The sequence below is a fragment of the Nocardia sp. NBC_00881 genome (assembly GCF_045207455.1).
Taxonomy (GTDB): domain Bacteria; phylum Actinomycetota; class Actinomycetes; order Mycobacteriales; family Mycobacteriaceae; genus Nocardia.
In genome coordinates this window covers 3,925,909-3,950,436 of sequence record NZ_CP108798.1, presented here as the reverse complement: position 1 = coordinate 3,950,436, position 24,528 = coordinate 3,925,909, and the positions used below count along the sequence as shown (strand labels likewise).

General features: G+C 64.7%; 8 protein-coding genes. 2 read left to right on the top strand and 6 right to left on the bottom strand.

The annotated features are described in order from the left end of the window. Nucleotides 1–275 precede the first annotated feature (275 nt). Nucleotides 276–632 (bottom strand): hypothetical protein, encoded by a 357-nt coding sequence (locus OH799_RS16480; protein WP_406281181.1) that lies wholly within the window; start codon nt 630–632, stop codon nt 276–278. Between the two features lie 292 nt (nt 633–924). Here OH799_RS16480 and OH799_RS16475 point away from each other — a divergent pair, with 292 nt between their 5' ends. Further along, entirely contained in the window at nt 925–1,284 is a 360-nt protein-coding gene (locus OH799_RS16475) for a FitA-like ribbon-helix-helix domain-containing protein (protein WP_406281179.1), read from the top strand. Here the strand turns inward: OH799_RS16475 and OH799_RS16470 are convergent. Genes OH799_RS16470 through OH799_RS16460 form a run of 3 tightly spaced genes read right to left on the bottom strand, consistent with a single transcriptional unit; the run spans nt 1,217 to nt 4,124 of the window. Beyond that, nucleotides 1,217–2,230 carry a hypothetical protein gene (locus OH799_RS16470; protein WP_406281177.1) on the bottom strand — a complete coding sequence of 338 codons (1,014 nt, stop codon included), beginning with the start codon at nt 2,228–2,230 and terminating at the stop codon, nt 1,217–1,219. The genes OH799_RS16475 and OH799_RS16470 overlap by 68 nt on opposite strands. A gap of 4 nt (nt 2,231–2,234) precedes the next feature. Next, nucleotides 2,235–3,560 carry a Dyp-type peroxidase gene (locus OH799_RS16465; protein WP_406281175.1) on the bottom strand — a complete coding sequence of 442 codons (1,326 nt, stop codon included), beginning with the start codon at nt 3,558–3,560 and terminating at the stop codon, nt 2,235–2,237. Between the two features lie 3 nt (nt 3,561–3,563). Then, nucleotides 3,564–4,124: a hypothetical protein gene (locus tag OH799_RS16460; protein WP_406281173.1), complete on the bottom strand. Its 561-nt coding sequence runs from the start codon at nt 4,122–4,124 to the stop codon at nt 3,564–3,566. Between the two features lie 419 nt (nt 4,125–4,543). Between OH799_RS16460 and OH799_RS16455 the strand changes: the two genes are divergently transcribed. Then, on the top strand, nt 4,544–5,239 hold the full coding sequence (locus OH799_RS16455; protein ID WP_406281171.1) for a hypothetical protein: 696 nt from the start codon (nt 4,544–4,546) through the stop codon (nt 5,237–5,239). An 80-nt stretch (nt 5,240–5,319) separates the two neighbouring features. Here OH799_RS16455 and OH799_RS16450 read toward each other — a convergent pair whose 3' ends face one another. Next, nucleotides 5,320–6,603 (bottom strand): cytochrome P450, encoded by a 1,284-nt coding sequence (locus tag OH799_RS16450; protein WP_406281169.1) that lies wholly within the window; start codon nt 6,601–6,603, stop codon nt 5,320–5,322. Nucleotides 6,604–6,605: 2 nt separating this feature from the next. Next, nucleotides 6,606–23,972, bottom strand: coding sequence for an amino acid adenylation domain-containing protein (locus OH799_RS16445; RefSeq protein ID WP_406281167.1), 17,367 nt, complete (start codon nt 23,970–23,972; stop codon nt 6,606–6,608). Nucleotides 23,973–24,528: the final 556 nt, after the last annotated feature.

Genomic DNA, 24,528 nt, shown 5'->3' with positions numbered 1-24,528 from the left:
CTCACGTCCGATTTCTGTGATCCGGCTCCTGATCCTGGCTCGTGGCATGCAGCCGTCCGCTGCCAGGATCAGGTTGGTCTATAGGTGACGCATCAGCGGAGCGGTGTCGAAGTGAGTCGAGGAAGGCCCCGCTGCGCGGTGCCACCGCCGCTACCGATGCACACGCTCTTCATCTCACCAGCTCCAGCCCGGTTAGTCGAACCTGGCTTCACATGATCGGCACTCGATGCAACCGAGCCCGGCACGCTGTGCGTGTCCGGGCTCAGTCACCGGCGCTAGAAGCTGCCCCAGCCACCCCAGCCGGGTGGGTTCCACCAATTCCACCAGCCGGGATTCCATCCCCAGCCACCGCCGCCGTGACCCCAGCCACCGCCGCCGTGACCCCAGCCACCGCCGCCGTGACCCCAGCCACCGCCGCCGTGACCCCAGCCACCGCCGCCGTGACCCCAGCCACCGCCGCCGTGACCCCCACCGGGTTTGTCGACGAGTTGGGTTGCAGACGGGGGCGTCGTTGCGTGTGCGGTAGGCGCTTGCGCCGCGGCTGCGGCGAACGGAATCGCGGCTGCTGCGGCTATACCGGCGGCGGCCGCCAACCGGCCGAACTTCGTGTGTGAATTCTTTTTCTCGGTCATGATAGGGCTCCAGATACTGTCCCGACCTGCTCAAATTCTACGCGGTTTCGCCGCACTCCAGAAGTGTCCGCGTAGACCCATTTATAATGCCCGCCACATTCCCCACCGTTGTCCAATCCGAAAATGCTCGCGTACTCCGTGGCGGAGGGAGCCGGTGGCGAAGGTCGCAAAAGGGTGCGACGAACGAGCATTGACGGAGCGGACCGGACCCAAGGTCAGGACCAATTGGGCTAACCCAACACGCTGGCCGAAAGCGCACTGATGGAGGACTAGCTATATAGGTGGAACCGCTGTGTCGCAACGTGACCCGATTGTTGTCGGGTTCTGGGGAACCAGTTCGACCGAGCGCCCGGTGCGGTCAGTTCTCTTGAGATTCCGAGCACCTTGGCGATCTGGGTGGGGACCCGGCGACGTACGCGAGGCGTTGCGCGTACGTGCAGCCCAGCACGGCCGCAGTACCGAGGTGGAAGTGCGGGCGATCCTCATCGAGACCGTCACGCCCGCGGCGCAGGTGAAGTTCGGGACACTGCTGGCCGAGATCGGCCGCGAGGTCGAACTCACCTGCAGCGTGGCTTGGCTTGGCTTTATTTCATGGTGGCGAGGTTGTGCCAGAGGTTTTCGAGGCTGTCGGTGCCGCCGAACAGTGTGGTGAAGTTGGTGGAGTCGATGAGTACGATGTCGCCGGCACGTGGGCCGGTGGGTGGTATCCAGATCAGCGCGTTGAACTCCGTGTTACCGGCCGCGGTAAAGGGGTGGGGCCGGGTGGGGTCGACGCGTTGGCGGCCCAGGACACGTAGCGAGTCGCTTTCGGGCGCGGTGAGTTCGTAGTGCGGCAGATGGGGGTGGAAGTTGAGTGTGGTGACGTTGTCCAGCAGCCGGGGTGCGTCCAGATCGCGGAACCCGGTCAGGGGGGCGATCTCACCGGTGCCGTCGACGACCGCGGGACGTAGCCCCCATTTGTTGTGCACCGGTATGTCGAGCGCTTTCATCAGCGAGCGCGTGTACTGGCCGAATCGCTGCTGACGAGGCACCAGGCGGTCGCCGTGATGCGCGTATTCGGTTTGTCGCTGCGTGTAGTCGTCGGTGAAGCCGACGTCGTGGTGCGGCGCCAACAGCAGGCAGGTGCCTTCCCGTTGCAGCCACACCTGGATCGCGGCGCTTTCTTCGGGTGCGGCTTCCTGCTCGGACAGGACGTGATCGAGTCCGAACACCATCAGCGTGTCGGTGTCGGCCAGGATCCGCTCGTCGATCGGCAAGGTGTAGCCGGCCTGGTCGATACGTTGGAACACTGCGACCGGATGCCCGGTCACCGCACCGGCCAGCTGCTGAAACGCCAGCGTGGAGCGATGGAACAGCTCGAGTGTGCCGGCAATGCCTTGCAGAAAGTGCTCCGCGTCGTACTCGGGAATCTCGTAGCTCGGCCACAGTACGTTGCGGACTTCGGTCATCGTGGAGAAGCGGTTATACATTTCGGCGGGATCGCGTTGAGACTCCCACGGATAGCTCCACGTCCAATAAATGCTGATCCGCCGTCGCCCATCGTGCCTGCGTGAGACGTGGCTCTGGTTGTAGGTGCGAGCCGGAGACCGGGTGCTCATGCCCTCACCCTCGACTGCCGAGCGTGGCCAGGTATCGCAGGGCGCTGATACCCGGCAGGAAGAAGTACGCACCGCCCCTGAGCGTGGTGAACGCCGGCAGGCCCTGGCACACCTTACGGATGGGTCGCTGGGGGATCGTGAACTCCAGGGCACCGTCCTGGGTACCGCAGATGGGGTCGCGTTCATTGCCGAGTTCGTGGAAAGTCTTGTCGTTGATCCAGACGTTTTGGGCGAACTCGAACTGACGGACCAGGCTGGCGCAGATGATGAACGCGGCAATGCCTCGGTCCACCCCGTCATCGGGAGCGCCCTCGGGCAGGGCCGGCCCGTAAGTAGCGCCGCGGCGAATCATCCTTCGGCGGTTCATGTTGACCGCAGTGTCACGTGGGTTGAGTCGCCGCACGTGCGAGCCCAGCGGCACTGCGTAGCCATGCGGGTCCATCTCCTTGTAGTTGAAGTCATTGTTGCGCATGGGATCGGCACCCAGCTGTGGATCATCACGGTCAGGGGCCAGCGCCAAGGGGGCGCCGCTGGGCCAGCGGCCCATGAATTTCGCGGCGAGTAACTGCTGCTCGTCCGGGGTGTCGGCATGCGCTCGCAGATAATCTCGAAACGCCCCAACGTGTTCTTGCAGTCGCCGGTAGGCCATGTAGCTGCCGTTGCGGGACAAAACCTCCGGCTGCGGCAGCCCGTGGGGTGGCCCCTCCTCGTCGGGGTAGCCCAGGATGAATTCACCGGGTTTCAACGGTGCACCCGAGCCCGGCGTCGGTTCTTCGCCGGATCCTTCGATCACCGGCTGGGACAACCGGTCTCGGAACCCGAAGTGGTCATGGGCGTAGTCGAAGGGCGGCGTCGCGTTCAAATCCAAGAACGACAACACCCGCACACCCGGGCAGCGCGCTACGAGCCTGTGGTGTTCGGCGGTGCACCGCCGGTGTTCGACATCGGTGCGGGCGAACAAGATCGCGATGGCGTGCAGGTCATCACCGGCCAGCCCACCCACCCAGTTATCGGGATGATCAGCGCCGGTGTCACCCAAAATGTCGGCGCGGGCGGCCATGCCTTCACCGAACTCGTCAGGGAAACTGGAAAGCGCTTCCTCCGACACCCCCAAAGCCCGCAGCCCCCGCCAGGTGAAGGCCAGCGTGATCCAGCGCTGGGAGCTGTCCATCGTGGCGCGCGCGTCCGCAGCCGACTGAACCCGGTCCAGCAACGCGGTCAACCATACCCGGCCCCCGGCGGGATCACCGAAGGACACGAACTCATACCGGCCGGTCAACGCCGGGGTCCGAGTCAGCAGGATGTGCTGTATATCGTCGAGTTCGAGCATTGATCACTGCATCTGATCGAGCATGTCGGAGAACGCCGCCTCGAGCCGCAACGCCTTTTTGATCTTGTCAGCGGTGACGTACGGGTACTCGCCGTACTCGAGGAAGCTCGGAAATTGATGTTCGCGGACGAATTTCACGAACGCCTCCGGGTTATCCTTCCAATCCTCGGGAAACCCTTCGAGATTGGTGAAAACCGTGGTGATACCGGTCTGGCCGAAGAGTGCCACGGCATCCTCGGTGTACTTGTCGAAATCGGTGTCGAAGATGCCCTGATATTGGAAATGCAATCCCGATCCGACATCGAACAACACCCACCGCAGATAATGCAGCCGCAGCGGCGCCAGCACATCCGGACAACCCGCCACCGCATCCTCTATCTGCTTGCCGTACGCGCGAATAACGTCTTCTCGACCCGGCTTCACCTTCGCGATGATCGAGAAACCATAGCAGGCCGGCGTCCGTGGATAAATCGGCCCATACCTACCCCGCTCCAGCTCGAAATAGCCTTCCTCAGGGATGGCCATCGCCGCCGGCTTACTCCAGTCACGATCGGTCGTCGACATGGCTCCACCTTCCTCACCACCGTAGGAAACCGGACGCTGATCAGCCTACGCTTCCGAGCATATTGCCGCAGCGGCATGAGCGGACAATGCATGCGGTGACATCGACCGAAGTCGACAGATGACACTCGCTGTTCAGCACCTCATGGAAGCTGTCAACCGGGAATCGGCTCGGCCAACGTATATCGGCTGGTCATGTGGACCGACTCCTCTTCGACTGGACGTCTTGTGATATCGGCACGCTGCCGTGACCCATTCAAGTATGTTCAGTTTGCTGTGTGCGCTGGAAAAGCGCGAGGCGGAAACGAGCGACGCTCGAATATCCGGACTACCAGTGGACCGCCGAAGCGCGAAAATCCCCGTGTCAACCCGTCGGATCTATCATCCCGGCACAACCTGCTCAGATTTGGCAGGATGATGCCATGTCAACGCCTCGGCAACACACCGACCATGCCTCGACTTTTCGCCGCCTGGCTACGCCGAGAGCCGCCGCACTAGCCGGAGTCTTATTCGCGGCGTTGTTCGGAACAACGTTGATCCTGATACGCATCGAAATACCAGAAGGCGTCGCGGATTCGACTCGGTCGATGAACGAAGGCCAACAGACCGCGATCACGACAGCGACCGTGCTGATGCCCATCGCGGGCATCAGCTTCCTGTGGTTCATCGGCGTAGTACGCGACGGATTCGGGCGCTACGAAGACCGGTTCTTCTTGTCGGTGTTCCTCGGCAGCGGGTTGCTGTTCCTGGCGATGATGTTCGTCGCCACCGCCACCGCCGGAGCTCTGGTGGCAAGCAACACCGGGGTCGTCGACGAGGTCGCCCGCGGCGAGGTCGTCGACTTCGGCATGAAGGTCGTGTTTTCGGCGACCCAGACCTATGCGCTTCGAATGGCCGCCGTATTCATGATCTCGTTGGCGACAATTTGGTTGAAGACCAGGTTGATGCCCCGTTGGCTTGCCGGCCTCAGCTATCTGCTTGCGTTGACCCTGCTTATCGGGAGCAACGTCAGCATGTGGGTCACGCTGGTGTTTCCCGCCTGGGTGCTGGTAGTCAGCGGTCTTATACTGGCCCGCTCGAGATTCTTCGACAACCAGACAACAGCCGACTCCGCGTGATCCTCGATCTCCTGTTCTTCGCCATCGCACTGGTCATCGCCGTGACACGCCGACCCACAGCCTCCGCAACCCACAGGCGCCTAGCCGGCAGGTAGTTTGGCGGGCATGGAGCGGTAGGCGTGCAGGTTTATCAGGGGGTAGGGGATCGGCGGGCCGTCCAAGCGCAGATCCGGGTACCGCTCGAAGAGGGCTCGCAGCGAGACGGCGCCTTCCATGCGGGCAAGCCTGGCTCCCAGACAGCTGTGTATCCCGCCGCTGAACGAGACGTGTTCCGCGGCGTTGGCTCTGGTCACATCGAAACGTTCGGGATCGGGGAAGACGGCGGGGTCGTGGTTGGCTCCCGCCAACGACAACAGGACGAGGGAACCGGATTTGATGTGCTGATCAGCGATGTCGACGTCACAGTTCGCGAGCCGGCCCGTCATCCGCACGGGACAGTCGTAGCGCAGGATTTCCTCGACCGCGCCCGGCCACAGCTCCGGCTGCGCCGCAAGCAGGTCCAGCTGCTCCGGATGGCTTGTCAGCAGTGCGATTCCGTTGCCTAGCATGTTCACCGTCGTCAAGAACCCGGCGTCCAGCAGCAGGGCCGCGTTGGCCACCTGCTCACGGCGGGTGAGCTCGCCACCCGTCACAAGCATGCTGAGCACGTCGTCGCCCGGCTCGGCGGTGAGCTCATCGAAGTGATGGTCGAAATACCGTTTGACCTCGGCCAGGTCTTCGATGGCATGGCGGTAAGTGGTCCATGTCAGGCCTCGTTCGAGCAGCGGCGCACCGGTGTCTCCCCACTTCAGTAGGGTCGAATGCATGTCGGCCGGCAACCCGAGAACCTCGGCGATGATCGCGACGGGCAACTGCGCGGAGAAGTCGCCGATCAGATCCGGTCGCGGCTTCGATTCCAGGCGTTCGAGCAGGTCATCGGTCACTTCGACAACCCGCTCCTCCAGTGTGGCGATCGCCTTCGGGCTGAATACCTGCCTGACCAGGCGTCGGTACCGGGTGTGATCCGGGGGATCGGTCACGAGCATCGAGGGCGGTTCCCCGAGGTTGGGAAGTCCCGGATCCGTCTTGGCCAGCACCCAGCGGAGCAGCTTCGGCATGGCCGGATGGTTGGGCGAGACCACGCCGAAGCGACGGTCACGCAGGATGAGTCGACACAGTTCGTGGTCCGCGGTCACCCATGCACCCGACATCCGGGGTATCCGGCCACGCTGCCGGATCTCCTCGATGTAGCGCGACGAGCCGAGCAAGCGATCCTGACCGAAGGCAATCTGCCCAAGAGGATCGCCGCGACGCGCCGACCACAGCAGATAAGACCGCAGCAAGCCATGCAGGAGCAGCCAACGAATCCACGCACGAGTAAACATTGTCACCTCCTATTCCGACCTTTTTCCCATGATAGAGAGCCGCTATGGTGGAGCATCGCTGTGCGAGTGGAGCGGAAGTGTCCGGTGAGGACGAGTCCGATGGCGCGTAGCGCGTCGGGGTCGGTCATCCGTACGTGCTGGGCGGGGATGTGGTGTTCGGTGATACGGCCGGTGATGTAGTCGTTCCATGCGAGAGCGGGAGAGGGACTGTCGTCGGTGTGGTCGGTGGCGCTGAAGTAGATCAGGTCACCGTCGAAGAGTGCCGGCCGGTGGTTCCAGGTGAGGTCGACGAGCCGGGTGTAGTCGCGGTGCAGGGTCGCGAGGTGCTCGGGGGTCACGGCGGTGAAGAGTCCGCCTTGCCGGCGCAGCAGCTCGCTTGCCGCCTCGAAGGTCAGCTCGGCGGGGCTGTCCGGAACGGGGAGACGGCCGAACTCGGCGAGCATCTCCCCGATGGTGGGTGTGGGAGCGCGGGTGGTGTGGGCGGTGACGACGCGGGTGTCCATCATGGCGAGGGTGGTGACGGGGTCGCCGTCGTTGCGGAGTTGGATGGCGATGGTGTGTGCGATGGTGCCGCCGAGGGAGTAGCCGAGCAGGTGGTAGGGGCCGTGGGGCTGGACCGATCGGATCTCGCGCACGTAGCGGGCGGCGAGTTGGTCGAGTGTGTCGAACCGCGCGGTGGGGTCGGTCAACGCGGGGGATTGCAGTCCGTGGACGGGTCGGTCGGGATCGAGGTGTTGCACGAGTCCGCTGAAACCCCACGCCAGTCCGACGGCTGGGTGGATGCAGAACAGTGGTGGTTCGGTGCCGGCGGCGCGTAGTGGCAGCATGACGGTGAGCGCGTCGCCAGGGTCGTGTTCTTCGAGGCCGTGGAGGCGAGTTTCGATGCGGTGGGCCAGTGATTGTGGTGTCGGATCGGTGAAGATCCACTGCATCGGCACGGTGACACCGGTCGATTCCTCTAATCGCACTACCAGTTGGGTGGCGGTCAGCGAGTTGCCGCCGAGGGTGAAGAAGCCGTCGTCGAGGCCGGTTCGTTCGATGCCGAGGGTTTGGGTGAAGGCGTCGCAGACGGTGGCCTCGAGTGGGGTGGACGGCGACCGGAACGGGGTGGAGCGCTCCTCAGGGCTGGGTAGGGCTTTGTAGTCGAGTTTGCCGGTGGCGGTGCGGGGTAGGCGGTCCAGCACCATGATCGAGGACGGGATCATGTGGGTGGGTAGTCGGGATGCGAGGTGGGTGATCAGTGTGGTGGTGTCGGGTGTGGTGTGTGGGGCGGGTACGACGTAGCCGGTGAGTTGGTTGGTGCCGTTGGGTTGGGTGTGGACGGTGACTGCGGCGTGGGTGATGTCGGGGTGGCTGCGTAGCGCGGTTTCGATCTCGCCGGGTTCGACGCGGTTGCCCTGGATTTTGAGTTGTCGGTCACTGCGGCCTTCGTATCGCAGTGTTCGGTCGGCGGTCCAGGTGACCACGTCGCCGGTGCGATACATTCGTGTCCCGGGGGGCCCGTAGGGATCGGGGATGAATCGGGCCGCGGTCATTGTGGGGTGTTTGTGGTAGCCGCGGGCCAGGCCAGGTCCCGACAGGTAGAGTTCGCCGGCTACTGCTGGTGGGACAGGGCGCAGTCTGCGGTCGAGTACGACGGCGGTGAATCCGCGGACCGGGCCGCCGATTGTCATGGGGCTGTCGGTGATCGTGGTCAGGGGAGCGTCGGCGCAGCTGGTGATCGTGGTTTCGGTAGCCCCGTAGCAGTTGATCACGGTGCGGCCTGGTGTCCATTGTCTTGCCAGGTCTGGTGGGCATGTCTCGCCGCCGAGGATCAGGGTGTCGAGGGCGTGGAGCAGTTCGTCGGGGTGCATCGATGCGAGCACCGTCGGGGTCATCGCGGCATGGGTGACATGTTCAGCGTTGATCAACTCGGCTAGTTCGGCGCCGGCGACTACTGGTGCGGGGGCGAGGATCAGTGTGGCTGCGGCGGCGGCGGCGCTGAGCCATTCCAGGATCGAGACGTCGAAGCTCGGTGCGGCGGCGGCCAGCATTCGGGAGGTCGGGGTGAGGCCGAACCGTTCCCGTATGTCGGCGGCCAGGTTCGCTATCCCGGTGTGGGTGACCACGACCCCTTTGGGGGTCCCGGTAGAGCCGGAGGTGTAGATCAGGTAGGCCGGGTGCTGTGGTCGTAGCGTGGTTGTTCGTTCCGAATCGGTGACCGCGGTGGCCGACGCCGACGCTGTCGCCGCGGCGAAGGAGGGGTCGTCCAGGACCAGCCATCCGATGGCGTGCGGTAGCTGGTGTCGATGCGGTGCCATGGTCAGCCCGACAGCGGCACCGGAATCGGTCAGAATGCCGCTGATCCGGTCGTGTGGCTGGGTGGGGTCGATCTGAACGAACGCACCGCCGGCCTTGGCGACCGCCCAGACGGCGATCACGGCCTGGATGGAGCGCGGCAACGCCACGGCCACCAACGATTCCGGTCCTATCCCGGTGTTGATCAGTACTCGTGCCCACCGGTTCGAGGTTTCCTCGAGTTCGCGGTAGGACAGCCGCACACCGTCGCAGACCACCGCTTCCGTGTCCGGCCTCGCCGCGGCCGTCAACACCTGCGGCAACACCGACATGGTCTCGCCGGGCCGCCCGTGAACGGGTACCAGCGTGGCTCGCTCGACCGGCGACAGCAGCTGTAGTCGGGTCAGGGGCAGCTCGACGTGTTCGGCGATGGTGTCGAGCACGCGCAGCACGCGGTCGGCCAAGGCGTCGATCTGGTGTCGGGTGAACAGGTCTGGCAGGTATTTGAAGCTCAGGTGCAGTCGGGTGTCGAGGTGGGCGATCAACCCGAGCGGGTAGTGCGCGGCGTCGCGTCCGTGCATGCCGAGAACGTGCATTCCGGCGATGTCGGTGTCTTCGGACAGCCCGGACCGATCGATCGGGTAGGACTCGAACACCGTGACGGTGTCGAACATCGCGCCCGGACCAGCCACCTGTTGGATCCGGCCGAGTCCGAGGTGGTGGTAGTCGAGCAGTGTGGCTTGCTCGGTGTGGATTCGTGCCAGCAGTTGGGCCAGGGTTTCACGATGGTCGAGTCGGACCCGCACGGGCACGGTGTTGACGAACAGCCCGATCATCGATTCGATGCCGGAGATCTGTGGGGGGCGCCCGGAGACGGTGGTGCCGAAAACCACGTCCTCACGGGCCGTCACGGTGGCGAGCACGATCGCCCAAGCGGCTTCGATGAGGGTGTTGAGAGTGGTCTCTTGCCGGTGGGCCACCGCGACAAGGCCCGCGGTGCGGTATTCGCTCAACTGCACCCGGACTTCACGCGCGGCGGTGGTGTACTGGCGGCCGCGGTCGGCGGGCGCCAGTAGAGTCGGCTCCGTGATGCCCTCGAGTGCCCGCGCCCACGCGGCCTGCGCCGCGTCCTGATCCTGGGCTTTCAGCCACGCCAGGTAGTCGCGGTAGGGACGCACCGGGGCCAGGACCGTGGGGTCGCTGTCGCTGACGTAGAGGGTCAGCAGTTCCCGGATCAGCAGTGGGGTGGACCAGCCGTCGATCAGGAGGTGATGCATGCTCAACACCAGCCGATGCTGCTGGGGTGCGGTCCTGATCAGTGTCAGTCGCAGCAGCGGCGCCGCGGTCACGTCGAACCGAGCGCGGCGGTCGGTGTCCATGAGCTGTTCGAGCGCGGCCGCGGTGTCGTCACACTCGGCCAGATCGATCCGGAGCAACGGCACCTCGACGCGCTGATGCACCACCTGCACCGCTTCGCCGGCGCCGGCGCGCACGAACGCGGTCCGCAGGTTCGGGTGCCGTCCGACCAGAGCCTGCGCGGCGCGGCGTAACCGGTCGGCGTCCACGCGACCGCCGAGTTCCATACACAGTTGCACTATGTAGGCATCGAGGGTGCCGTCGGCGAGCTGGGCGTGGAACAGCAACCCTGTCTGCAGCGGCGTCAGCGGCCAAATATCGTCCACTGTCGGGTATCGGGTCTCGAGCCGATCGATCGCCTCCTGGTCGAGATCGACGAGGCCGAGATCGGAGGGTGTCAGCCCACCGATTCCGGGTCGGGACGCGTGGGCGGCCAGAGCAGTCACCGCCTCGCGCCACAATTCCGCGAGTTCGGTGACCTCGGCGCAGGTGAGCAGTCCGGTCGGGTAGTCCCAGGAGGCAGTGAGGGCAGGCCCGTCGGATGTGCCGGTGGTGACCGCGTTGATATTGAGCACGGCTGCTACGGACGCGTCGGGGTTCTGGACGCCGCCGCCGTCGGTGTCGCCGCCGGCGGGCATCCACCCACTCTCACGCAACGTCGCGGGGATGGTGTCGAACCGACCGAGATAGTTGAAACTCACTTGCGGGTCGGGCAGCGCTGCCAGGATACGAGCGGTATCGGCGTTGAGGTAGCGCAGCAACCCATAGCCGATCCCGTGGTCGGGGACCTGCCGGAGTTGTTCTTTGACCGTTTTGATGACCTTCCCGGCGGCCGTCCCAGCGGCGAAAGCGTCGTCGATGTCGATATCGGACAGGTCGAGCCGCACGGGATAGATGGTGGTGAACCATCCCACGGTGCGGGTGAGGTCGGCACCGGGGAGAAGCGTCTCGTGGCGGCCGTGGCTTTCGAGGGTGAGCAGTGTCTCGGCGAGGGTGTGGCCATGGCGGCGCCGCCACCGAGTCAGCGCCAAAGCGAGCCCAGCGATGAGGGCGTCGTCCACGTTGCCGTGGAACGCCCGGGGCAGGGTGGTCAATACAGCGCGGGTCACCGCAGTAGGTAGCGTCACCTCGACCGTGGCGACGGTGGCCTGCACATCCACAGCCGGGTCGATGGGGCGGGCACCGATCGGTGGATCGGCGGCGTCGAGTGTGGAGCGCCACCAGTCGAGTTCGCCCGCGCTCGCGGCGGCGGTGTGCAGAGCATGCGCCCACCGTCGCATCGAGGTCCCGATCGGCGCGAGCCGCGGTGGTTGCCCCGCACTCACCTGAGCCCATGCCACAGCGAGGTCGGGAACAAGGATCCGCCACGACACACCGTCGGTTACCAGGTGATGCGCGGCGACGAGCAGCCGTCCCGGCTGTCCTGGCCAGTCGAACCAGACCAGTTGCAGCATGACTCCCGCGGCGGGGTCGAGGCGCTCGGCTGCCGCGTTCGCCTCGGCGTCGGCGATCGCGGCGAAGGCGCTGCTGTCGGGTTCCGCATCCACCGACACGCGCCGGATCAGTCCGGCAGCGGATTGTCCGGTCGGGCGCACCTGCAGCGCCCAGCCCGAGGGATGCGTGGGTTCGGGGTGTAGTCGGGCCCGCAGCATATCGTGGTGATCGATCACCGCTTGGACGGTCGCGTCGATTCCGGTGGTGTCGATACCGGTCGGCAGAGTAAGCAGCACCCACTGGCACAGACGGTCGAATCCGCCGCGCTCGAACATCCAACACATGATCGGCGTCAGCGGTACCGGCCCCACACCGCCGCCAGGCAGCTCCGTCGCAACAGCGGCCGCCGCGGCGCTGTCGCGGACGGCGATCGCGGCCAGCCCGGCGACGGTTTTGCGTTCGAACACCTCGCGCACGGAGAACACCACACCCGCTGCCCTGGCGCGGGTCACCAACTGGATCGACATGATGCTGTCACCGCCCAAGGCGAAGAACGAGTCATCCACTCCCACTTCGTCGAGTCCGAGTACCTGCGCGAACAGTCCAGCCAGCACACTGTCCACCTCGGTGGCCGGCGCCCGGAATTCGGCTCGGCTCGCGGTGAAGTCGGGCTCAGGTAGCGCGGCGCGGTCGAGTTTGCCGTTTTCCGTCAGCGGCAGCGCATCGAGCACCATCACGGTCGCGGGCACCATGTGCGGGGCCAACCGCCCCCCGGCGAACGCGAGGACCGCAGCCGTCTCGAGGTCTGCGCCGGGCTCGGGCACCACGTACCCGATCAACCGGTTGCCGGCGCAGCCCTGGTGCACGGTCGCCACCGCACCGGCCACACCCGGGTAGGCCAGCAGACCCGATTCGACCTCGCCGAGCTCGATGCGGAAACCACGAACCTTGACCTGGAAATCCGCCCTGCCCACATAGTCCAGCGTCACGCCACCTTCGGGTAGCCGCCGCCACCGCACCAGGTCACCCGTCCGATACATGCGCTGCCCCGGGCCTGCGAACGGGGCGGCGACGAACCGCGACGCTGTCAAACCCCTCCGGTTGCGATAACCACGAGCCAGACCAGGACCCGCCAGATACAACTCCCCCACGACCCCAACCGGCACCGGCCGCAACCACGCGTCGAGCACGACCTGCCCACCCCCCCGAATCGGCCCGCCGATCGTCACCGCCGTCGATGGGGCCAGCGCCGCACTGATATTCGTCATGATGGTGGTCTCGGTCGGACCATATCCGTTGTGGAACGCTCGGCCTGGCGCCCACTGTTCGACCAATCCCGGCGGGCAGGCTTCGCCGCCGGCGACGAGCACCCGCAGGCTATCCAGGCCGGTCGGGTCAACCGACGCCAGCGCCGACGGGGTCATGAAGGCGTGCGACACCCGCTGCTCGATCAGCAAGCGCCGCAGCTCTTCTCCGCCGTATACGGTTGTCGGCGCGATCACCAGGGTTGCCGTGGCCTCGGTCGCCATCAACTGTTCGAGCATGGCCGCGTCGAAGCTCGGTGACGCGAAGTGCAGGATCCGCGCCGACGGCGCTACCGCGTACCGGTCACGTTGCTCGGCAGCGAAGTTCGCCAGTCCGGTATGGGTGATGATCGCGCCCTTGGGACGCCCGGTGGAGCCGGAGGTGTAGATGACGTACGCCGGGTGGGCTACGTGCAGCGGTACTTTCCGTTCAGCTGGCGTGATGGCGGCCACGGAGGTGGTGGTGAGTTCGGCTCGTATCTCGGGGGCGTCGAGTACGAGCCAGTCGATCGTGCCGGGCAGTTCTGCCACTGTCGTCGATACCGTGATGCCGACCTGCGCACCGGAATCGGTCATCATGAACGTGATCCGGTCGGCGGGGTAGTTGGGGTCGATTGGTACGAACGCTGCCCCCGACTTCGCCACCGCCCATACCGCTAGTACCGACTCGACCGACCGCGGCAACCCCACCGCGACACTTGTTTCCGGTCCCATGCCCCGGCTGATCAGCAATCGTGCCAATCGATTCGATTCCGCATCCAGCTTGCCGTAGGTCCACTGCCGTTCCCCGCAGACGACCGCGACTGCTTCTGGGTTCTGCTGCGCGGTCGTGGTCAACATTTCTGCCAGTACCTGCCCTGGCACAGCCCGATCGCCCGATACTGGTGTCAATTGCTGGTATTCGGCTGGGGAGAGGAGATTCAGCCGAGCTAGCGGCAGGTCCGGGTCGGTGGTGGTGGCACTGATCACGCGTAGGACCCTGTGCAGGGTCGTTTCTATCGTGTTGTGGTCGAAGAGTTCGGGTAGGTATTTGATTTTGAGGTGTAGCCGGGTGTCGAGATGGGCGATCACTCCTAGCGGGTAGTGCGCGGCGTCGGCGCCGGTGACATCGACTACCCGCATGCCGGCGATGTCGGTGTCGGCGGTCAGTCCACCGCGATCGACCGGGTAGGACTCGAACACTGTCATGGTGTCGAACATCGCTCCAGGTCCGGCCACGCGTTGGATGTCGGTCAGTCCTAGGTGGTGGTGATCGAGTAGCGCGGCCTGTTCGGTTTGGATCCGGTCGAGTAGCTGGCCCAGGGTCTGGGTGGGGTCGAGGCGGACGCGCACCGGTAGTGTGTTGATGAACAGTCCGATCATCGATTCGATGCCCGGGATTTGTGGGGGCCGTCCGGAGACCATTGTCCCGAATGTGACGTCTTTCCGGGATGTCAAGGTGCCCAGCACGATCGCCCATGCCATTTGGATCACGGTGTTGAGGGTGATTCCACGCGTGCGTGCGAGGTTTGTCAGGGTCGTGGTTTGTTCCTCGGTCAGTTCGCTGATTACTTCGCGTGATTCGGTGTATCGGCGGGCGGGATCGGTGGGGGCGATCAGGGTGGGTTCGTCGGCGCCGTCGAACGCGCGGGCCCAGGTGTCGAGCGAGGCAGCCGGGTCTTGCCCGAGGGTCCAGGCCAAGAAGTCTCGGTAGGGACGGGTTCGGGGCAGTATCGCGGTGTCGCTGTCGGTGGCGTAGAGCACCAGCAACTCTTTTATCAGCAGTGGTGTCGACCAGCCGTCCAGCAGCAGGTGGTGATTGGTCAGGACCAGCCGGTAGTGCTGGGGCCCCATGGTGACCAACATCCAGCGCAGCAGCGGGGCGCGAGCCGGGTCGAACCGGGTCGTGCGGTCGGTGGCCATCAGGCGATCCCACTCGCGGTTGCGCGCATCCTCATCCAGCCCGGACAGGTCGGGTTCCGACCAGGGAGCCTGGATGTCGTCGCAGACCACCTGCACCAGTCCGGCGTCGGCGGCGCCGGTGTTGGTGTTGGTGTCGGTGATGAATGCGGTGCGCAGATTCGCATGCCGGTCCAGGAGCACCTGCCCGGCTCGGCGCAGCCGGTCGGGGTCGAGGTGTCCGTGGAGTTCGAGGACCAGCTGAACCAGGTAGGCGTCTACCGAGTCTTCGGACACCAGCGCATGGAATAGCAACCCTTTCTGTAACGGAGTCAACGGCCAGACGTCGCTCAAACTCGGATACCTGTGCTCGAGCCGCTCGATCTCGGGCTGTGCGAGCTTGACCAGGTCCAGATCCGACGGTGTCCGTCCTCCCGCTCCGGGGTGGCGGGTATGTGTCGCCAACGCGGTCAACACCCGGCACCACGAGTCCGCTATCTGGCGCACCTCATCACCGGTGAGTATCCCCGCGGGATACGACCAGATTGCCCGTAACCGCGGCCGGCCCCGTTCTTCGCGGGTGAGGGCAGAGATGTCGAGGACCGCCGATATCGGCATATCGGGGTTCTGCGTTCCGGCCAGCTCGCCGCCAGCGAGGTCGCTGTCGTCGTGGACCGGCATCCATCCGACCGCCGGTATCGGTTCGGGAGTCCCCGCGAAGACGCGACCGAGGTAGTTGAATCCGATCTGCGGTGTCGGCAGCTTCGCGAGTATCGGTGCGGTTTCCTCGTTGAGATACCGCAACAAGCCGTAGCCGATCCCATGGTCGGGGACAGCGAGGAGCTGTTCCTTGACGGATTTGACCGCTGCCCCGATAGCCGGCCCACCCGCGCACGCGTCCTCGAGATCGATGCCCGACAGATCCAGGCGCATCGGAAAACCCGTGGAGAACCAGCCGACTGTCCGGGTCAAATCCGAGCCGGGGACCGTACCTTCCTCGCGGCCGTGCCCTTCGAGGCCGATCACCACGTGCTCGGGGGGGCCGCTGGAGGCGGCTGTCGCATGCTCGCGCTGCCACGTGGTCACCGCCACCGCGAGCGCGGTCAGTAGCCCGTCACCCACACTGCCGTGGAACATTTCGGGAACTGTTGTCAGCAGTGCCTGGGTTACCTCGGGGGAAACGTCGACCTCGACCGTGCGGGCGGTGGCAGCCACGTCGATCGTGGGGTCCAGCGGTCGTGACCCGATCACCGGATCGTCTCCGAGGGTCATTGTTTGCCACAATTCGAGTTCGGTGGTCCGTTGCGGGTGTTGGGCTGCCTCGACCAGCCCGTGCGCCCACCGGCGCATCGAGGTCCCGACCGGGGCCAGATCAGGTGCCTGGCCGGACTGTATCCGCGCCCAGGCGACCGCGAGATCGGGCACCAGCACCCGCCAGGACACCCCGTCGATCGATGAATGATGCACCAGCACCAGCACCCGGCCCGGCGCCGCGGTGTCCACCGGATCGAACCAGACCACCTGCACCACGATCCCGGCGCCCGGATCGAGCCGGTCGGCAGCGGCATCCAGCTCCGCCGCCGCCGACGTATGGAACTCGACGCTTCCGGGCCTGTCATCCATTGCTACCTGGTGGATGAGGTCGTCGGCTCGAACCGTCCCGACCGGCAGGACCTCCCACATCCAGGTCCCATCGGCGGCCGGGCGCAGCCGCGCGCGCAGCATGTCGTGCCGATCGAGCACTGCCTGCACCGTGGCCGCCAGCCTCTGCCGGTCGATCCCCGCCGGCAGCCCCAACATCACTGCCTGCGAGAAGCGCCCGAACCCCGACTCCGCCCGCTCGAGCAGCCATCGCATGATCGGTGTCAGCGGTATCGGCCCCACACCCCCGCCAGGCAGTTCCGGGAGAAGTGGGGTCGCTGCGGCGCTGTCGTCGCGGACGGCGATCTGAGCCAGCCCGGCAACCGTTTTCCGCTCGAACACCTCGCGCGCGGAGAACACCACACCCGCTGCCCTGGCCCGAGTCACCAACTGGATCGACATGATGCTGTCACCGCCCAGGGCGAAGAACGAGTCGTCGAGGCCGATGGTGTTGGTTCCCAGTACGTCGGCGAATGCGGTGGCGATGGTGTGTTCGAGGGGTGTTCGGGGTGGCCGGAAGGGTGTGTTGTCGGTGTACACCGGTTCCGGTAGTGCTTTACGGTCGAGTTTCCCCACGGGTGTGAGGGGAATGTGGTCGAGCACCATGATCACGGTGGGGATCATGTAGGACGGCAACCGGTGAGTCAGGTGCTCGATCAAGGTGGCGGTATCGACGCAGTGACCGGGTGCGGGCAGGACATAAGACACCAATGACTGAATTCCCGAATCCGATCGAGTTCCCGAATCTGATGGGGTTCCCGAATCTGAGGGGGTTCCGGGATCGTGGTGGTGGCTGATGGTGGTGGCGAAACCGACGGTGTCGTGAGCGGTGAGTGTCGCGTCGATCTCACCGAGCTCGATACGCAAACCACGGATTTTGACTTGGAAGTCCGAGCGGCCCAAATGCTGGATCGTTCCTTGCGGTGTCCAACAGACCACGTCCGCGGTGCGATACATGCGCGCACCCGGTATCCACGGGCACGCGATGAAACGTTCCGCTGTCAGCCCCGGCCGGTGATGGTACCCACGCGCCAGCACAGGACCCGCGATATACAACTCACCCGCCACACCCACCGGCACCGGCTGCAGCCGCTGATCCAACACCCACTCCCGGACACCACGAATCGGGCCACCGATCGTCACCGACTCACCCGCCACCAACCCGGCGCTCAGTGTCGCGGTGATGGTGGTCTCGGTGGGGCCGTACTCGTTGAATATGGTGGGGCCGCCGCTCCAGCGCTCGACCAGCTCGGTGCCGTAGTCCTCGCCGCCGATGACCAAGTAGCCCACATCCGGTAGTGGCCAACGGGTGTGGTCGATGGTGGACAGTACCGAAGGGGTGATGAACAGGTGGCTGACATGCTCGCGGTCGAGCACTTCGCCGAGTTCGTCGCCGCCGTAGACGTCGCTGGGTGTGATGACCATGGTCGCGCCCGCGCAGAGCGCCGACAGCAATTCCAGTACCGACACATCGAAGCTCGGTGAAGCTAGATGCACAATACGAGAACCGGATTCGATGCTCATGGTATCCCGGTGTTCGGTGGCGCAGTTACGCAGTCCGTGGTGGGTGACCGCGACGCCTTTGGGTAGTCCGGTCGATCCGGAGGTGTAGATGACGTAGGCGATGTCCTCGACGTGCAGCGGGCGTACCCGATCACTATCGGTGACCGGGCGGTCGCTGGTGTCGTGGAGGTTGCTGGTGTCGTGGAGGTTGCTGGTGTCGTGGAGGTTATCGAGGGTCAGCCAGTTGATGGTGTCGGGTAGTTGCGGGTGGTGGGTGGTGGTCAGACCGATGACTGCCTGCGAGTCGGTCGTCATGTGGGTGATGCGTTCGGTGGGGTAGGTCGGGTCGATGGGTAGGAACGCAGCCCCTGTTTTGGCGATCGCCCATACCGCGAGTACGGATTCGGGGGAGCGTGGTATGCCGATGGCGACGACGTCTTCGGGACCGATACCTCGCCCGATGAGCGAGCGAGCCACTCGATTCGAACGCTCATCCAGTTCCCGGTAGGACAGAGGTTGCCCGTTGAACACGATCGCGGTGGCGTCGGGGTCGCGTGTGGCTGCTGTGGTCAGCAGATCGGCCAGTGTGGCGGGTGCGGTAGAGGGCGGGCCGGCACGGGTCAGCAGATCGGTTCGTTCCCCCGGCTCGAGTACCTCGATCATCCCGACCGCAATCATGGGATCAGCGGCTACCGATTCCAGGATCCGCATCCACCGGCGTGTGAAAGCATCGATCGTCGTAGCGTCGAACAGGTCCGTGGCATAGGTGACCGTCAAAGCCATCCCACCACTGTTGTGGTTGTCGGACAGGATGAATTGCAGGTCGAAGCGGGATGTTTCGGTGGGCAGATCCAGCACCGACACCTCGAGGTCGGGTAGTTCCAGGCTCACCTGCTCGAGGTTCTGGAATGCCAGCATCACCTGGAACAGTGGATGCCGCGACCGGGACCGCTGCGGGGCGAGCTGGTTCACCAGCTGCTCGAAGGGCAGCTCGGCGTGCCCGAAAGCCTCCAGGTCGACCTGCCGGATCCGGGCGAGCAGGTCGGTGAACGATTCACCCGGATCGATCTCGGTCCGCAGCACCAGGGTGTTGACGAACATGCCGATCACATCATCGAGTACCGCTTCACCGCGCCCGGCGATCGGTGTCCCGATCGGGATATCGGTAGTGGCACTCAACCGGGCCAGCAAAACAGCCAACGCGGCGTGGACCACCATGAACAAAGACGAACTATGTTGATGAGCATAGTTTTCCAACGCCCGAACCAACGCCGCATCCACTGTGTAATCGGTGCTGGCACCCCGATTCGACGCCACTACCGGACGCGGCCTGTCGGTCGGCACACGAAGTTCTTCGGTAACTCCGTTCAACGTTTCGGTCCAATACCGCATCTGTCGGGCACCAAACGATTCCGGGTCATCGAGTGAGCCGAGAGTGGCTTGCTGCCACAGGGCGTAGTCCGCGTACTGCACCGGCAGTGGCGTCCACGACGGGGCCTGTCCACAGATCCGTGCGGCGTACGCAGTCGTCACATCACGGGCCAGCGGTGTCATCGAGAAGCCGTCCGCGGCGATGTGGTGCACCACCACAGCCAACACGTATTCGGGTTCCTCACCACCGGTGACACCGAACAATCGAGCACGCACCGGCGCCTCGACACGCACATCGAAACCTTCGGTGACGAACTCGGTGACCGCGGCGATCAACCGGTCCGGCGCGACAACCTCGACCGTCAGCTCCCGATCTACCTCCTCGACGGGTTCGATCAGCTGGATCAGCGTCCCATCATGATCGGGGTACCGCGTCCGCAAAGACTCGTGCCTGCCCAGCACATCGACCATCGCCGATCCCAAAGCATCGACATTCAACTCGCCACGCAACCGAATGACGATCGGCATATTGTATGCCCCCGCACTGGTGTCGTACTGGTTGAGGAACCACATCCGTTGCTGGGCCGGAGCCAACGGCACCAGATCAGGGCGTGGCCCCGCGACCAGGGGTGGGCGTTGCCGCCCGGTACCGGCACCGGGCTCTACACGCGACGCGATCTGCGCTACCGTGGGCGCCTCGAACACCAACTGAACCCCCACCTCGGTATCCAGCGCGGCCCCGAGCCGCGCAGCGAGACGGGTCGCCCCCAAACTGTCACCACCCAGGGTGAAGAAGGAGTCGTCGAGGCCGATGGTGTTGGTTCCCAGTACGTCGGCGAATGCGGTGGCGATGGTGTGTTCGAGGGGTGTTCGGGGTGGCCGGAAGGGTGTGTTGTCGGTGTACACCGGTTTCGGTAGTGCTTTACGGTCGAGTTTCCCCACGGGTGTGAGGGGAATGTGGTCGAGCACCATGATCACGGTGGGGATCATGTAGGACGGCAACCGGTGAGTCAGGTGCTCGATCAGGGTGGCGGTGTCGATGCAGTGACCGGGCGCGGGCAGGACATAAGACACCAATGACTGAATTCCCGAATCCGATCGGGTTCCCGAATCTGATGGGGTTCCCGAATCTGAGGGGGTTCCGGGATCGTGGTGGTGGCTGATGGTGGTGGCGAAACCGACGGTGTCGTGAGCGGTGAGTGTCGCGTCGATCTCGCCGAGCTCGATACGCAAACCACGGATTTTGATTTGGAAGTCGGATCGGCCCAAATGCTGGATCGTTCCTTGCGGTGTCCAACAGACCACGTCCGCGGTGCGATACATGCGCGCACCCGGTATCCACGGGCACGCGATGAAACGTTCCGCTGTCAGCCCCGGCCGGTGATGGTACCCACGCGCCAGCACAGGACCCGCGATATACAACTCACCCGCCACACCCACCGGTACCGGTTGCAGCCGCTGGTCCAACACCCACTCCCGGACACCACGAATCGGGCCACCGATCGTCACCGACTCACCCGCCACCAACGCAGCGCTCTGGTTGGCCATAATCGTGGCCTCGGTCGGGCCGTAAGCATTGAAGAACTCACGACCCTCGCCCATCCAGCGCCGCACCAGTTCCGGCGGGCAAACGTCACCGGCAGCAACGACAACTCGTAAGTGGTCGAGCCCGACCGGATCCACCGAAGCCAACGCCGCCGGCGTGACTACTGCGTGGGTCACCCGCTCGCGGCGCAGCAACTCGGCCAGCGCCGTGCCTCCGAAGGTGCCGGGCGCGACGATCACCATCGTGGCCCCGGCGCACGCGGCAAGCAGCAACTCCGAGACCGAGGCATCGAAGCTCGGCGACGCGAAATGCAGGGTCCGCGAAACCGCGGTCACCGCATAGCGTTCCCGGTGTTCGGAACTGAGCGCGGCCAACCCGGCATGCGTCACGGTGACGCCCTTGGGCACGCCCGTGGATCCGGAGGTATAGATCAGATAAGCCGGGTGCTGCGGTCGTAGCACGGTTGTGCGTTCGAGATCGGAGATCGGCTGGGCACTGAACTCTTCGTGGAGGTCGGCGAGGGTCAGCCAGTTGATGGTGTCGGGTAGTTGTGTGTGGTGGGTGGTGGTGGTCAGACCGATGGCTGCCTGCGAGTCGGTCGTCATGTGGGTGATGCGTTCGGTGGGGTAGGTCGGGTCGATGGGTAGGAACGCGGCCCCTGTTTTGGCGATCGCCCATACCGCGAGTACGGATTCGGGGGAGCGTGGTATGCCGATGGCGACGACGTCTTCGGGACCGATACCTCGCCTGATGAGCGAGCGAGCCACTCGATTCGAACGCTCATCCAGTTCCCGGTAGGACAGAGGTTGCCCGTTGAACACGATCGCGGTGGCGTCGGGGTCGCGTGTGGCTGCTGTGGTCAGCAGATCGGCCAGTGTGGCGGGTGCGGTAGAGGGTGGGCCGGCACGGGTCAGCAGATCGGTTCGCTCGCCCGGCTCGAGTACCTCGATCATCCCGACCGCAATCATGGGATCAGCGGCTACCGATTCCAGGATCCGCATCCACCGGCGTGTGAAAGCATCGATCGTCGTAGCGTCGAACAGGTCCGTGGCATAGGTGACCGTCAGAGTCATCCCACCGCCGTCGTGGCTGTCCGACAGCACAAACTGCAAGTCGAAGCGAGACACTTCGAGGCCGGGCGGATCGAACTCGACCTGTTCCAGGTTCTGGAATGCCAGCATCACCTGGAACAGTGGATGCCGCGACCGGGACCGCTGCGGGGCGAGCTGGTCCTCCAACTGCTCGAACGGAACGTCGGCGTGCCCGAAAGCCTCCAGGTCGACCTGCCGGATCCGGGCGAGCAGGTCGGTGAACGATTCACCCGGATCGATCTCGGTCCGCAGCACCAGGGTGTTGACGAACATGCCGATCACATCATCGAGTACCGCTTCACCGCGCCCGGCGATCGGTGTCCCGATCGGGATATCGGTAGTGGCACTCAACCGGGCCAGCAAAACAGCCAACGCGGCGTGGACCACCATGAACAGAGACGAACTATGTTGATGGGCAACCCTTTCCAACGCCCGAACCAACGCCGCGTCCAGCATGCGACTGGTGGCGGCACCCCGATTCGACGCCACTACCGGCCGCGGCCTGTCGGTCGGCAAACGAAGTTCCGCTGGGAGGTCCGCGAGCGTGGACCGCCAGAACGCCAGATCCTCGCGGCGGCTCCGGATCCGTGCGCCGTCGCGGGCGCTGTCGGGGTGGATCTGCCCGAGACCGGTGCCCGGTGCGGCGGCGGCGAACGCGTCGAGGAACTCCACAAATCTGGTGTGGTGCGCGGACAGTTCGGGGCCGGTGTAGAGATTGGGATTGGCCAAAAAGTGAAGGATTGTCCGTGGCGGGTCTCCGGTCTGATACAGATCGACCAGCAAATCCTCGACCGGCCCAGAGCTGAGGACATGGAACTCCCCGGTCATCGAACCGAACCGGATCTCCTGGGCGAAGAACATGACATTCACCATCGGGCCCGCGAAACGCCGCTTCCCGTTGCCTCCAGCGGCGGCACGAATATCGGTCAGGTCACACCGCTGGTGTCGCAACGCCCCCACCAGATCGGACTGCACCCGCCGCGCCAGGCTCGCGGCCGTGTCCTCGGTACCGAACGCGATCGGGAGCGGCGCGACGTTGACGAACACCCCTCCGGACCGCCGCAGCACGGCGGTCGTGCGACCAGACACTGGAATATTGACAACGACCTCGTCCCGGCCGGTCATCCGCGCCAGATAGCATCCGAATGCGGCGATCACCACCGCGGCAGGACTGGCGTCCAACACTTTCGCGGAATCCGCGATCCGCCCTACCGTCACCATCGACAGTTCGGAGATTGCTGCCACACTGTCCGCGCGCGGTGGCGCGTACCCGGTGACCAGGCTGGATCCTTCCTCGATGCCGGCGAGTCGGTTCACCCAATACGCCTTGTCGTTGGTGAACCGCTTCGACTCCCGATAGCCGCGGTCGGCCTCGTAAAGAGTGCGCAGGTCCGCTGCCCGGCTCGGCTCCGCTGTCCGGCCTTGCACCGCCGCCGTATACAGCGCCGCTATCCGATTCACTATCATCATCGCGGCGTAGCCATCCAATGCCACGTGATGGATCCTGCTGTACAACAGGAAATGCCGATCCCCGACCTGCACAATCGCCGATGCGACCAACCGGTCCCTGGTCATATCCAACGGTGCGGTGCACTCACGGCGCATCCACTGCAAGCCCGCCGCCATGGGATCCGGTTCACCACGCATGTCGATCACCGGCCCGGTCGACTCCAGCGCCGGGTCGAACAACTGATACGGCTCACCGTCGACCAGTACCAGCCGCAGATAACCGGACTGGAACTCGCGGCCCGCTTGAATCGTCGTCGCACGCAGCAGATCGACATCCAGATCCCCGCGCAACTCGATGTACAGCGCCTCACATATCGGCACATCCGGACTCAACTGCTGCGCCAGCCACAGCCCCCACTGCCCGGCAGATAACGGCACCGGCTGTATCGCTGACATGTCCAGCTCGGCATCTGCGCTCAATCTCCAGTCGGGATGCAACTGCTCACGCGAAAAGGTCATCACAACTCCTTCGCCCCGACCTACGCCCAATTCAAGCACAATGGTTTGTTTGCGTACACCTCGAGTTTGAAATTCAGACCGAAAGTTTCGAATTCGCAAAGGATATGGGCGGTGAGTTTCATTTCCGACGCAATCGTTCAGCAGCCGAATATTGTTAACAGCCCCGCATGATCAAAGGACTTCAGACCCTCCACTAGAGGACTGAATACCCTTGCTTCAACAACTAAATACCCTAGTGTGTCGGTCGTGGTGCCATCACCGGTCCGGGAGCTATGACACAACCATGAGACGGGGCAGCTCGGGCGTGGCCAGCCCATGCCGTGGAAGAGGCGCGCGCCCGGGGTCGGGGTAGGGGTAGGCGGCGCTGCGCAGGACTCCGGCACAGCGAACGGCACCTCTGTCCCCTTATCTTGATGCGCGCACGTCGATTGCAGCGGTAGCGATGCCCGTCGATCAGTTCGGAGACGGTGGCCTGCGATGCTTGGAACCGCGGGGTTCCATATGCCCATCGCTGTCCTGGATGATCCCGGCGACGATGCTCAGCGTGTCCTTGTCG

Coding starts and splice junctions, on each gene's coding strand:
- OH799_RS16480 (WP_406281181.1), bottom strand. CDS start 632: ATGACCGAGAAAAAGAATTCACACACGAAGTTCGGCCGGTTGGCGGCC.
- OH799_RS16470 (WP_406281177.1), bottom strand. CDS start 2,230: ATGAGCACCCGGTCTCCGGCTCGCACCTACAACCAGAGCCACGTCTCA.
- OH799_RS16465 (WP_406281175.1), bottom strand. CDS start 3,560: ATGCTCGAACTCGACGATATACAGCACATCCTGCTGACTCGGACCCCG.
- OH799_RS16460 (WP_406281173.1), bottom strand. CDS start 4,124: ATGTCGACGACCGATCGTGACTGGAGTAAGCCGGCGGCGATGGCCATC.
- OH799_RS16455 (WP_406281171.1), top strand. CDS start 4,544: ATGTCAACGCCTCGGCAACACACCGACCATGCCTCGACTTTTCGCCGC.
- OH799_RS16450 (WP_406281169.1), bottom strand. CDS start 6,603: ATGTTTACTCGTGCGTGGATTCGTTGGCTGCTCCTGCATGGCTTGCTG.
- OH799_RS16445 (WP_406281167.1), bottom strand. CDS start 23,972: ATGACCTTTTCGCGTGAGCAGTTGCATCCCGACTGGAGATTGAGCGCA.